This is a genomic window from Methylocystis rosea (assembly GCF_003855495.1).
Classification (GTDB): domain Bacteria; phylum Pseudomonadota; class Alphaproteobacteria; order Rhizobiales; family Beijerinckiaceae; genus Methylocystis; species Methylocystis rosea_A.
Map to the genome: position 1 here is coordinate 2,472,907 of NZ_CP034086.1, position 13,399 is coordinate 2,486,305.

Genomic DNA, 13,399 nt, shown 5'->3' on the forward strand with positions numbered 1-13,399 from the left:
CAGCAGGTGCAGATCTGATAGACTGGTCAGTCGCCTTCAGCCTAAACGCTTCAGCAAATCTCGACCGAGCGACGCGACCGTTCGTCCCTTCATGAGCTCCATGAGAGAAACTTCGACGCCCAGCGTCGCTTTGACCGCGACCTGCAATTCAACGGCCATCAACGAGTCGATGCCCATATCGGACAATTGAGCGTCTATGTCGATGCGATCGCAGGGGATGCGAAGAGTCTCTCCGACGACGCGACGAACGACGCCGACAATGTGCTCGCCGCGCTGTTCCGGCTCAATCTGCGCCAGTTCGGCGCGGACGCGGTCGATGACGCTGTCGGACTCGTCGCGGGACTCACTGACAAGAGGCGCGAAGCGGGGCGCCGAACTCGCCGGATGGGTGGACGCCCACTTGGACCAGTCGACATCGACATAGGCGAATTGCGCCGTCCCCTGAAGCAGAGAACCTTCCAGATCCTCGAGCGCCTCCGTGGAGGAAATTGGCTGGATGCCTGCCCGCGCGAGGTGCTGCGCAACCGTCTTGTCGCGCGTCAGCATGCCGACGTCGCCGATCGCGCCCCAATTGACGCTTTGACCGGGAAGGCCGAGCGTCTGCCGGTAGTGCGCGAGCATGTCGAGGAAGACGTTGGCCGCGACATAGTTTCCTTGTCCAGGATTGCCGATGAGCGCCGAAATGGACGAAAAACACAAGAAGAAGTCCAAAGGCGCATTGCGCGTCACATGGTGCAGGTTCCAGGCGCCGACCGCCTTGGGGCGATAGACTGCGTCGAACCGTTCGTCGGTGAGTCCAGAAAGCACGGTGTCATCCAGCACTGCCGCCGAATGCACCACGCCGCGTAGCGGCGGAAGCTCGAGGTCGATCCGCGCCATCATCTCCGCCACGTCGGCTTCGACGCTGACGTCGGCGGCGATGCTCACCACGTTGACGCCTTGCGCTTCGAGCGCCGTCACCGCGCGTCTCGCCTCGCTGGAGGCGGCGCCGCTGCGGCTGACGAGGACCAGATTCTCCGCCCCTTGCTGCGCCAGCCAACGCGCAGCGTTCAGGCCGAAGCCGCTGAAGCCGCCGGTCACCATGTAGGTGGCTTTCGGCTGAATCAGCTTTTTCTCGACTTCCTCCGGCACGACTTCAACGCGCGCCGGGTCGCTGAAGGACAGGACGATTTTACCCGTCTGCTTTGATTGCGCCATGAACCGGAACGCGTCCGCGGCCTCGTGCAGCGGGAAGATGGTCACAGGCGTGGGGCGGAGATCGCCGTGCTCGAACCGGTCCCAGATTTGGGCGAGAAGTTCCCGAATCGCACTCGGCTGCTCCGCCATGAGTCGATCGAGATCAATCGCTGCAAACAGGAGGTTCTTGTTGAAGGGCAGCAGCGGCAGGCGCGCGTTCTCGACGATGTCGCGCTTGCCGATCTCGACGAACCTTCCGAAGGGAGCCGTCACCTCCAAGCTTTTGACCAGCGTCTCTCCCGCGATCGAGTTGAGGACGACGTCGACGCCCCGGCCGCCAGTCGACTTTAGGACGCCGTCGGCGAATTCGAGACTGCGCGAGTCGAAGACCTGCTCCACGCCCAGCGTGCGCAGATAGTCGCGTTTCGCCTCGCTTCCCGACGTGACGAAGATACGTGCGCCGATCGATTTCGCGACCTGGATCGCCGCCAGCCCCACGCCGCCGGCGGCGGCGTGAATGAGCACTGTTTCGCCAGCCTTCAGCCGTGCGATGTCATGTAAGGCGTAATAGGCCGTCAAGAAGATGACGGGAACGCTGGCGGCCTCTTCAAACGTCAAGGACGACGGCTTGCGCATGGCGAGCAGGCTATCGACGGGAACGCGCACATGGGAGCTGAAGGAGCCTTTGAAGGAGCCCATCAACTCGTCGCCGACCTTATAGGCCGTCACCCCTTCGCCGACGGCGGTGACGACGCCCGCCGCCTCCATGCCGAGTTCGGCGCCGTGATAGGAGCCCTCCAGAGCCTTGGCGGGCAACATGCCCAGGACCTTCAGCACGTCCTTGAAGTTGAGCGCCGCGGCCTTGATTTCGATTTCGATTTCGCCTGCGGCGGGAGCCGGCCGAGGAGCCTCTTCGAAGCGCAGGCTCTCGAGGCGGTTCTCGGCGCCGCGCGACAGGCGGAAGGCCGGCACGGATGCGGCGGAGACGGTGCGTGTCTCGGGCTCCTCCTCCTCCTGGCGGAGAGCGGCCGCCGGAACAAGCCGCTGCACGCGCCGCACATCGCCGCGCAACGCGACCTCAGTCTCGGGATCGTCGCTGAGGATTTGCCGAGCGAGGAGACTGCGGCTCCCGTCAAGGGGATCAACGTCGACGGCGGTGCATCTCAATTGGGGATTTTCGCCGGCGATCGTGCGCGCCAGACCGATCAGCGCGGCGTGCGCCAGATTCACCGTCTGCGAACCCGGCAGGGGCTGCGCCAGCGACGTCACGACGAACAGTCTGGGGGAGGCGTCGCCCGCGTCCTGGCCTTCGAGCGCTTGCGCAAGGCGGAGAAGGCGCTTGGCTTCGCCAAGATCGCTCACCGCGTCCTGCGCGCCTGGCGTCGACTCTCCCAGAAAGACGATGGCGCGAAGCTGCGGGCTTTCGTCGATAAGCTTGCGCGCGGCGATGACGTCCGTCAGCGACTGCGCGTCCACGGTCCGAACTTTGGCTCCGGTCGCTTCAAGCGCGGCCGCGAGTTCTTTGCAAGAGTCCGGATTTGCGGCGAAGAGCAGACAGTCTCCGGCCTGTTGATCGGTTTCGCTTAGCGGCTTGACCTCCCAAGCGAGCCCGTAGGATCGGCTTTCAAGCCGCTCTTCTGGCGTGAGCTTCTTCGTGTGGAGCGCCTTGCATCTGACGCCGCGGACTTCCGCCGCGATGCTGCCGTCCGCGCGATAGAGAATAAGGTCGCCTTCGAACCCGTCCGATGACTGATTCGTCACGCGTCCGTGCGCCCAAAGCGGAGCGCCGCTTCCAGCGTGAAAAACCACTCGACCCACGCCAGCCGGCAGATAGGTCGCTTCCTGCAGCTTGCCCTGGCCGATCGCGCCCACAAGGGTTTGAATGGCGCCGTCGAGGAGGGCTGGATGAAGCCGATAGGCCTCAAGCTCCTCGGATGGCCCTTGAATGACCTCCAGCTCCGCCAGTATCTCCGCGCCGTTCCGCGTCAGAGTGCGAATCGTGCGGAAGTGCGGACCATAGGCCAGCCCGTGCGCAGCCAACCGATCATAAAGTTCGCCGACGTCGACCGACTCCCCTATTCTCTCCTTCACCTCCGCCAACGACTCGGCTCCGGTGCGAGGCGGCGGCAAGGTAAGCACCCGGCCCATCGCGTGCAGCGTCCAAGAGTCGGTTTCGTCGTCCGTCTGGCCGTAGATATGGAATTCCCTCGAGCTCCGATCGAAGGTCGCCCGAACAATCGGATCTTTGAGCGTCGGGAAGACGAGCGGTCTAAGGAAGGAAAGATCTTCGAGCGTGTAACTGGCCTGTCCGCCATCAAGCAGCGACGCCAACGCCAGACCCTGCTCGATATAGCCGGCGGCCGGAAAGATGATTGATCCCTCGATGACGTGATCGGCCAGATAGGAGATCGATGGCCTTCCGAGATCATGCTCCCAGCTCGGCGTGGGCGACGACACCCGACTTCCCAACAGGGGATGCTCCGTGCGGCCAAGTCGGTCGAGCGCGCCTGCGCTCGTCTCGTTCCAATAATATTCCCGCTGCCAGGGATACAAAGGCAGCTTCACGAAGCGCGCGCCGGCGGGAGATAGCGCGCGCCAGTTCACGTCATAGCCGTTCACATAGAGCGCGCCGAGCGCTGCGAGCACCGTCGCGCGCTCAGGATGCTCACGGCGTAAGGTGGCGATCGAAACGCCGCCCGCTTCGCTGTTGCGCAGAACTTCCTTGATTGACGTCGAGAGCACGGGATGCGGGCCGACCTCGAGAAAGCCGCTTAGTCCGTCGGCCACCATGGCGACCATCGCGTCGGCGAACAGCACAGGCTTCCGCATATTGGAGCACCAATATTCCGCATCCAAGTCGGGCCCTTCGACGCGCCCACCCGTTACGGTGGAATAGAGCGGTGTGTGAGGCGTTTGCGGGCGCAGCCCGTGGAGGGAGGTCCGCAGCTCCGGCTTCAGCTCCTCCATCTGGGGGCTGTGATACGCCACCTCGACATCGAGGAATCGATTGAACACTTCGTCCTTTGCGAGCTGCTCGGCGATCGACGCCAGCGCTTCGCCCTCGCCAGCCAGCGTGACCGTTGACACGCTGTTGATCGCAGCGACCGAAACTGTATCCGGATAGGACTCCAGAATGCGTTCGGCCTGCTCTCGATTGAGGCCGGTGGCCAGCATGCGTCCCTTGCCGGCGGCCAGCTGCTGAAGTCGGCTGCGATGATAAGAGACGGCGACGGCGTCCTCGAGGCTGAGCGCCCCCGAGATATAGGCGGCGCTCACCTCGCCGACGCTGTGTCCGACCACCGCCGCCGGATAGACGCCCCAGGAACGGAGAAGTTCGGCCAAGGCAACCTGGCACGACGAAATTTGCGGGTTGCGCAATACGCGTCTCTTTGACCCGTGAGCGGCTTTTGTCCTCGCGCATCTCCTCGAGAATGGAGAAGCCGGCGAGCGGACGGAAGATCGCGTCGATCTCCTCTGCCGCCTTGCGGAAGACCGGTTCATTCTCGAGCAATTGCCGGCCCATGCCCCACCACTGGGGCCCCATGCCGGTAAACACGAAAACCGGTCGCGATTCGGCGCGCCGAGCCGCCTTGCCCTGAATGACGTGGTCGCTGTAGCCGTGTGCGGCGAACTGCTCGAGCTCCGTCGCCATTTCGGCGGCCGAAGCGGCGACGACGCTCAATCGGCATTCGTGGGCGGAGCGCCGAATTCGCGCCGAATGGCAAATGTCCTCAAGCGCCGCGCGTCTGCCGCGCGAGAGCATCTGCGCATAGGAGCGGGCGAGAATGGTCAGCACCTTGGGATCGCGGCCGGAAAGGGTCAGGATCTGCTCTCCCGCCGACCCATCCTTCTTCTCTTCTAACCGCGGCTTCTCCGCCCGCTGAAGGACCACATGCGCGTTGGTGCCGCCAAAGCCGAAAGAATTGACTCCGCAATATACGTCCTCATCGCCTTGCGAAAACGGCTCGAGGCTGGTCGGCAAGCGAATCCCGAGTTCCTGGAACGGAATCTTCGGGTTGGGGTTCTGCAGATTGGCTTGCGGCGGCACGGCCCCTCGGTCGAGACAGAGCGCCGCCTTGATGAGTCCGGCGACGCCCGCCGCCGCTTCGAGATGGCCGATCGTCGATTTCGCCGAACCGATCAGGCAGGCATCGTCAGCGTCGCGTCCAGCGCCGATCGTGCGCCCCAGCACGCCGGCTTCGATGGGATCGCCCACCGGCGTCCCGGTGCCATGCGCCTCGACGTAGCGCACGTCGCTAAATGGCACGCCGCTTTGCGCGTAGACACGCCGAATGAGCGCCTCCTGCGCCGCAGCGCTCGGCATTGTGATGCCGTCGGTGCGCCCGTCCTGGTTGACGCCCGTGCCGCGTATCGTCGCGTAGACATGATCGCCGTCTCGCATGGCGGCGGCATAGGGCTTAAGCAAGACCACCCCGGCGCCCTCGCCGCGCGCATAGCCATTGGCGCGTTCGTCGAAACTCTTGCAATAGCCGTCCGGCGCCAAGAAGTGGCCCTTGCCCATGATCATCGGATACTCGGGCCGCAACATGACGTTGACGCCGCCCGCCAGCGCCAAGGAAACGTGGCCACGCCAAATATCCTGGCAGGCGAGATGCACGGCCACGAGCGACGAGGAGCAGGCCGTGTCAACCGAGAGGCTGGGGCCGCGGAAGTCGAAAAAATAGGAAAGCCGATTCGACAGCAGCGTCATCAGCGCGCCGGTGCCCGAATGGATGCTGATATTCTCGCGATTATGCGGGCTCAGCTGATCGAGCATGCTGTCGAGCGTGAAGCCGCCAATATAGACGCCCGTTTCGGAGCCCGCGAGCGTTTCCGGAACGACGCCGGCGTCCTCCAGAGATTCCCAGGCCACCTCCATGAGCAGTCGCTGCTGCGGGTCTACATGGACCGCCTCCCGTGGCGATATATTGAAGAACGCCGCATCAAAGCGATGGACCGCCTCGTCGAGAAAGCCGCCTTTGCGGGTGTAGATCTTGTTCGGTTTATCGGGGTTTTCGTTGAAGAATCGATCCATGCTCCAGCGGTCTTCCGGAACATCGCGAATAGCCGGCCGGCCGGAGACGAGGAGGTCCCAATATGCGTCCGGGCTATTGGCGCCCCCAGGGAAGCGGCATCCCACGCCGATGATCGCGATCGGCTCCAACTCTCCGACCTCGTCGCCGCGAAATCCCGAGTTCTGCAGGTTCGGATTGCGTTCGTCCATGGGATATCTCTGGCTGTACACATGTGGTTGGGGATCATGCGTCGCTGAAGCGCGCATGCGCGGTGCGTTTCAAAACAAGGATTTGCTGTTAGGGCCTAGATCGGGCCACCACCCCATTCCTTAGGGGAACGCAACATATATTCCTTCAGTTGCGGCCAATTGCATGACCTTATTGGATAATTAGGCATCCCAGCCTCTCCGATTAAAGCAATATGAGGTATTCGAGCGGTAACATTCCTAGCCTAAAGTGCATTGCAGCATATCCGCTAATTGATGCCGTCCCGCAAGTCAATATGTATGCAATCAACTGCTCACCAATTTCTTTGAGCGATGTCACAATAGTGCCAAAAAGCGCCTAAGTCGCAAATTGGACGCATTTAAAACTGGCGCGGGAGCGTCTTTGGTGTGCACGCCGTGACCGGAAAACCGGCAGCCTGGCTTAAGCATTGGGCGGATGAATAACGGCGATCGGAACTTCAGGCCGTAGTGCGGGGCTACCGCGCAGTTTGGATCATTCGCCGTCCGGCAGCATCTTGCGCGCTTCGTCGCGTTGAGCGTCCTTACGAAGCTCTCGACATGCCAGCGCCGCTCAGCGACATTTCCTGTGAGCGGCATCGGCGCCTCCCAGGCGCCCGCAAATGGGATGGCTCGCGACCGCCCGCTTGCGCCGCTAGTCGCCCGGGAACTCCACCATCAACGTCGTGCCGGCGGAGGCGTTCATCTCCAGCGATCCGCCCAGCTGACGCGCAAAGGCCTGCATGATGCTCATGCCGAGAGAGCCAGACGCGACCGCAGACGCCGGCGCGATTCCGGGACCGTCGTCGCGAACGATGAGCTGCAGGCGGCCGTTCCCCTGTTTGAGCAAGGCGACTTCGAATTTTGATCCCGCGCCTTTTTCGAAAGCGTGCTTGACGGCGTTGAGCGCGGCTTCATTGACCAGAAGAAGCACCGCGGTCATCTGATCAAGGGACAATTTTGCCTCCGGGGATATATCTAACGACAGCTGGACCGGCAGGTCGCCAAAGTCGTTGCGCAACATCTCGTCAAGAATAGGCGCGAGGCCCTGTTCGTAGCTTGTTTTGTCGTAAAGCCGGCGATGCAACGCCGACATCGCCGCGATCCGATCTTCAGCGGCCGCGATCCGTTCGGCGGCCGTCACGTCGAGCACCCCCCGCCGGGCGTTGCTGATCATCGCCAGGACAATTTGGAGGTTGTTTGCGACGCGATGCTGAAGCTCGCGAAACAGGCTGACCTGCACCTGGTTCGCCGCTTCCAGACGCCTGATCAGATCAGCCATTCCCGCCACGAGAATAAGCAAAAAGCCGCCGACGAGGAGAAATCCGATCAGTGGGAATATTGCGTTCTGGTCTCTAAGCAAAAACGAGTTGCGCGGCTCGAAGAAAAAATACCACCCCGACACAGCGGAGAGCGCCAACACCGCTGCGCCCTGACGCCAGCCGCACAGCAGCGCACTGGCCGCGATCGCCGGATAAAAGGTGAGAAACTTCATCGGATCGAGCCAGTGATCCAACAGGATGCGAACAGACAGGCTCGCGCCGAATAATGCCAGAGCAACGATCCAGGAGGGCGCACCCTCTATTCTTTTCGACGCCCTGTAGACTTTCGTCGCCCACGCCACCTTGAGCACCTTGACGTAACTTGCCGAAATCCCGTGATTTCCTCCCACTCGGGCCCGCGAATAGTTGCATAGCGCATAGTTCCGAACAAGATCGAATGCGTTGCCCGCAGCGCTAGGCAGGGCATTCGTTCCCCGTATCAAACGTCTTCAACGCTCTGAGCTTCTCTTGGCTCCGAGAGAATTTTCCTTTTTGGGGAACAAGTCAGATCGCCTGAGGTTTCGCTCACGGGACACTCGCGTTTCGTCGCGGTTTTTTTTGGAGTTTTCTGATGGGCTCAAAGCGCAATCCGGTCAAATCCGCCAACGTGAACGCCGGAAAGAGTCAAATCGCGCAACCCGATATTCTGGCGGCCGAGACTGAGATGTCTTACGCGCAGCCGCAAGGCGACGGCGGTGAAACGCACCAGACCGCGAACGACGAAGTTGAGACGCTCACCACGCAGCAGGGCATCCCGGTCTCCGATGACCAAAACACGCTTCGCATTGGCGCGCGCGGTCCGAGCCTCATCGACGACTTCCATTTCCGCGAAAAAATCTTCCACTTCGACCACGAGCGCATCCCTGAACGCGTCGTTCACGCGCGGGGATTCGGCGTGCATGGCTACTTCGAGCTCACGAGATCGCTCGCAGATGTGACGCGAGCGGATCTGTTTCAGCGCGTCGGCGACCAAACGCCAGTATTCGTTCGGTTCTCCACGGTGGTCGGCAGCAAGGGATCGTTCGACCTGGCGCGCGACGTGAGAGGCTTCGCGGTTAAGTTCTATACTCAAGAAGGCAATTGGGATCTCGTTGGCAACAACATGCCGGTCTTCTTCATTCAGGACGCCATAAAGTTCCCCGACCTGATTCATGCGGCGAAGCCTGAGCCCGATCGCGGCTTTCCTCAGGCGCAGTCGGCGCACGACAATTTTTGGGATTTCGTTTCGCTTTCACCCGAAAGCTTTCACATGATCATGTGGATCATGTCCGATCGCGCCATCCCGCGCTCCTTCCGCTTCATGGAAGGCTTTGGCGTGCACAGTTTCCGCTTCGTCAATGCAAAGGGAAAGTCGACTTTCGTCAAGTTTCACTGGAAGCCGAAGCTCGGGCTGCAGTCAGTGCTCTGGAACGAAGCGGTCAAGATCAATGGCGCCGATCCCGATTTCCATCGGCGGGATCTGTGGGACGCCATCAAGGGCGGACATTTCCCGGAATGGGAGCTCGGCGTCCAGCTCTTCGACGACGAGTTCGCCGAAAAGTTCGAATTCGACATTCTCGACTCAACCAAGATCATTCCCGAAGAGCAGGTTCCGGTGCAGATCGTCGGCCGCCTCGTGCTCGACCGCACCGTGGACAATTTCTTCGCGGAGACCGAACAGGTCGCTTTCTGCACGCAGAACATCGTTCCCGGCATTGATTTCAGCGACGATCCGCTGCTCCAAGGCCGCAACTTCTCCTACCTCGACACACAGTTGAAGCGGCTCGGCAGCCCGAACTTCACCCATCTTCCCGTCAATGCGCCGCGCTGCCCGATGGCGCATTTCCAGCAGGACGGGCATATGGCGATGAAGAACCCGAAGAGCCGCGCCAATTACGAGCCCAACAGTTGGGGCGCGCTCGGCGGACCGCGCGAAAATCCCGAGCGCGGCTTCACGTCATTCCCGGAAGAAGTCGCCGGGCCGAAGACGAGACTTCGCTCCGAAAGCTTCGCCGATCACTACAGCCAGGCGCGCCAATTCTTGATCAGCCAGACGCCCATCGAGCGCAAGCATATTGGCGACGCGCTGACGTTTGAATTGAGCAAGTGCGAGCGCCCGGACATCCGCTCTCGTGTCGTGTCGCATCTCTTAAACATTGACGTTGCGCTCGCGACGCGCGTGGCTGACGGCTTGCGGCTTGAAATGCCCGATCCGGCGAAGGCCGCGCGCCCGACTCGGCAAGAGCTTCCCCCATCCGCGGCGTTGAGCATTTTGGCGCGTCCCAAATCCTTCACGGGGCGGAAGCTCGGGATTCTCGCGACGGACGGCGCCGATGCAAAGCTGTTGAAGGCGCTGATTGAGGCCGTTGAAAAGATCGGAGCGGTTTACGAGATTGTCGCGCCGCACATCGGCGGCGTGGTGCTTGACGACGGCGCCCTGCAGCCCGCCGCGCAAAAGATCGACGGAGGACCGTCGGTGCTGTTCGACGCCGTCGCCATCGTCGCGTCGGAGACCGGCGCCGCGGATCTCGTCGCCGACGCCGCCGCGCGCGATTTTGCAAGCGACGCCTTCGCACACTGCAAGTTCATCGGCTTCACCAAGAGCGCGTTGCCGCTGCTGGAGAAAGCCGGCGTCGCCGACGCGCTGGACGAAGCGTGCATTCAGCTTGCGACCGTCAAGGACGCGGCCGCGTTCATCGCGGCCTGCGCCGAACTTCGTTACTGGCCCAGAGAACTGACGGTCGATCTGGATGCGTGATGCGGTCACGCATGACAGAACAGCCAAGTTAACAACCGCGCAACAGGAGAACCAAAATGCCAACGGCAAGCACGGGCGGCAGCACGAAAACGTCGAAGCCCCGAACGGGCGCAAAGACGTCGGCCACCGCCACCAAAACGGCGGACGCCATCAAGCTCCTGAAAGAGGATCACCGTGAGGTGAAAACCTGGTTCAAACAGTACGAAAAGCTCGATAAGGAAACCGAGAAGGAAGAGCTCGCCCGAAAAATTTGCGCCGCGCTGACCGTTCACGCCAAGATCGAAGAGGAAATCTTCTATCCGGCGCTGCGCAAGAGCATCGACGACGAAGAGCTTCTCGACGAAGCAGAAGTTGAGCACGCAAGCGCCAAACAGCTGATCGCGGAAATCCTCTCGATGTCGCCGCAAGACCATCTCTTCGATGCAAAGGTCAAGGTGCTTGGCGAATATGTCATGCATCATGTCCAAGAAGAAGAGCAGGAAATGTTTCCGGAGGCGCGCAAGAGCGAGGTCGACCTCGACGCCTTGGGCGTGAAGCTATCGAAGCGTAAAGCCGAACTGATGAAAAAAGCGGCCTGATCGCGGCCGCTTCAACGTTCAACATCATTCACGCCGCGGCGGCAGGCACGTCATGCGCATGCACGTCGCGGCCGGAATGTTTGGCGATAATGCGCTTGGCGGTTTCCTCAAGCGCCTCGTTTCGCGTTCGCACCCAGAGCAACAAGCCGCCATGGTCAAGTTGCTCCTGGAGATATTTCGCGTGACGCTCCTCCATGAACTCGCCAAGCACGACGCCGATGAGGCCGCCAAATTCCGCGCCTATCAAGCCGCTCACGAGAAGCATCGCCAGGGCTCCGCCTGACGCGAGCGCTGCGCCGGCCGCTACGGTGGCGCCGACGTAGACAAGACCGCCAATGATCGCGCCCTCTTTCTTGCTCAAAGATTCCCTCGGCGCATAGGCCACACGCGGGGCGGCGCCGTCGTCTTCGGCCGCCTCCACCTTTTCATATTTATGGCCGAGCTTGCCGACCACGGCCTTTTCGCCCGCAAGCAGGCTGATGTCGCCAAGGTCGAACCCCGAATTCAACAATTCCTCGACCGCGCTCTCGAGCACATAGCCGTCCGAGAAAACGCCAACCACCTCTCGCGCCCGCCGCTCCGCATTGGACATGCCGCCCTCCCCTAGCCTTGCACGCCTCGATCCGCTTCGAAGCGTCCCGCCGCATCCGGCTGTTCGGGGCAGAGTGCTGCCGAAGGCCGGCCCTTGGCAAGAGCCGCATTGACGCTGGCGAAGGAGCTAAGGAGAGCGCAAGGCGGACCGGGAAGTATCGGCAGAGGCCGCCAGCAGGGAGAGGTATTCCCAGGCCATCGTCGCGCCGGCGAGCGCGGTGATTTCGGAAACATCATAGGCCGGCGCCACCTCGACGACGTCCATTCCGACGAAGTTCAGACCGGCGAGCTTGCGGATGATCGACTGCGCCTGCCAGGTGGCCAGACCGCCGATTTCGGGGGTGCCGGTCCCCGGGGCAAAGGCCGGATCAAGCGCGTCGACGTCGAACGTCAAATAGACCGGGGCGTCGCCGACGACTTCGACGATCCGCGAGGCGATCGCCGCTGGCCCAATCTCATGCGCCTCCTGCGCGGCGACGATCGTGACGCCTTGTCCAACCGTCCAGTCGTAGACTTCGCGTTGCACCGGCGAGCGAATGCCGATCTGGATCATGCGGCGCGCATCGACGACGCCTTCGTTGATCGCATGATAGAACATCGAGCCATGCGCATAGGGCTGGCCGAAATTATCGGGCCATGTATCGACGTGAGCGTCGAAATGAATCAACGCCAGCGGGCCGCGTCTTTTCGCGCAGGCGCGCAAGAGAGGCAGTGTGACTCCATGGTCGCCGCCAAGCGTCACGAGATGCGCATAGGCCGACGCCTGATCCTCGATGAGCTTCAGACTTGCGGCGATGTCGCCCAGCGCGATGGCGAAATCCCCTACATCGGCGAGCGGCAGATCGATGGGGGACGTCCAGTGCGAGGGATGCTCGCCGTCGATCAACATGCGACTGGCGTGACGGATGGCCGACGGCCCGAAGCGCGCGCCGCTGCGGTTGGTCGTGCCGATGTCGAAAGGGACGCCGGCGACGACAACCGCCGCGTCGGCGCCCGGGGCGACGCCGAGGAAGGTGGGCGGCGCGGCGAATGTCGGCGTCCCGCTCATGCCAAGCCATCGAGTTTAACGAAACGGAACACCGCCGCGGCGACCGCGCAGGTCCAATCGCCGTTCGGAGCGCCTTCGGCCGCCGCGGTCAAAGACAGGCTCTCGACGATCAGTTCGCTTGTTTCATAGACCTTCTTGCGCTCATTCCAGGCGGCGTCAGGATCGAATTCGATCCCGAGCGTCGAAGCGAGCATCGTCGCCGCGAGATCTTCCGCATAATCGCCGCTCTCGCGCTCCGTCATGCCATAGCCGTGATGTTCCGAAATATAGCCGTAGAGCGTCGGCTCCCTCGGCCGCGCGAGGCCGATGCTCGCCGTGATGCGCCGTCCGGGCTCGTCGGTCTCGGCGCGCGCAAGCACCGTGAAAGTGATTTCGCCAGGCTGAAGCGTCGCGACGCCCCGCTCCACCGGAATGATTTCGCATCCCGCCGGCAGAATGGACGACACCGCCACGAGATTCTGCTGTTCGATGTCGGCGTCGCGCAGCGCATATTCGAACGCCGTCAGACGATGGCGGTGAACGCCGACGCCGCGCGTGAGAAAGACGCATTGTGGAATGGGAAACATCGAACGCGCTCCCTCGCGCAAAGACCACCGCCTCAATTAGGACAAGGCGCCCGTTCGGCCATAAGCATTTTAGCATGCTTCGTCTATGGCCTCGCGCGCGCGAACCGGCTAGCATCGTCAAGCGGGCCGCGGCGGGCGACAG

7 protein-coding genes and 1 pseudogene are annotated in these 13,399 nt (G+C 62.1%); 2 read left to right on the top strand and 6 right to left on the bottom strand.

Annotated elements, in window-relative coordinates; all coding sequences use genetic code 11:
• Positions 1 to 36 precede the first annotated feature (36 nt).
• The 3 genes and pseudogenes from EHO51_RS11930 to EHO51_RS11935 form a co-directional block, all read right to left on the bottom strand.
• A complete protein-coding gene (locus EHO51_RS11930; protein ID WP_245434572.1) occupies positions 37 to 4,677 on the bottom strand; it encodes an SDR family NAD(P)-dependent oxidoreductase in 4,641 nt (1,546 codons plus the stop codon).
• Positions 4,589 to 6,457: pseudogene (locus EHO51_RS20880) on the bottom strand (type I polyketide synthase); the annotation flags it as partial. The pseudogene EHO51_RS20880 and the gene EHO51_RS11930, both read right to left, overlap by 89 nt.
• 613 nt (positions 6,458 to 7,070) lie before the next feature.
• Positions 7,071 to 8,087, bottom strand: a complete 1,017-nt coding sequence (locus tag EHO51_RS11935; RefSeq protein WP_245434573.1) for a sensor histidine kinase — start codon at positions 8,085 to 8,087, stop codon at positions 7,071 to 7,073.
• Positions 8,088 to 8,401: 314 nt separating this feature from the next.
• On the opposite strand from EHO51_RS11935, the gene EHO51_RS11940 reads away from it, so the two are divergent.
• Positions 8,402 to 10,474: a catalase gene (locus tag EHO51_RS11940; protein ID WP_124740136.1), complete on the top strand. Its 2,073-nt coding sequence runs from the start codon at positions 8,402 to 8,404 to the stop codon at positions 10,472 to 10,474.
• A 56-nt stretch (positions 10,475 to 10,530) separates the two neighbouring features.
• Positions 10,531 to 11,052 carry a hemerythrin domain-containing protein gene (locus EHO51_RS11945; RefSeq protein ID WP_124739084.1) on the top strand — a complete coding sequence of 174 codons (522 nt, stop codon included), beginning with the start codon at positions 10,531 to 10,533 and terminating at the stop codon, positions 11,050 to 11,052.
• A gap of 28 nt (positions 11,053 to 11,080) precedes the next feature.
• Here the strand turns inward: EHO51_RS11945 and EHO51_RS11950 are convergent, their stop codons facing one another.
• The 3 genes from EHO51_RS11950 to EHO51_RS11960 all read right to left on the bottom strand — a co-directional run bounded on the left by EHO51_RS11950 (position 11,081) and on the right by EHO51_RS11960 (position 13,257).
• Positions 11,081 to 11,644 (bottom strand): hypothetical protein, encoded by a 564-nt coding sequence (locus EHO51_RS11950; RefSeq protein ID WP_124739085.1) that lies wholly within the window; start codon positions 11,642 to 11,644, stop codon positions 11,081 to 11,083.
• 126 nt (positions 11,645 to 11,770) lie between these two features.
• Entirely contained in the window at positions 11,771 to 12,691 is a 921-nt protein-coding gene (gene speB / locus EHO51_RS11955) for an agmatinase (RefSeq protein ID WP_124739086.1), read from the bottom strand.
• A complete protein-coding gene (locus EHO51_RS11960; RefSeq protein WP_124739087.1) occupies positions 12,688 to 13,257 on the bottom strand; it encodes a pyruvoyl-dependent arginine decarboxylase in 570 nt (189 codons plus the stop codon). Before EHO51_RS11960 ends, speB begins: the two co-directional genes overlap by 4 nt.
• Between the last annotated feature and the right edge of the window lie 142 nt (positions 13,258 to 13,399).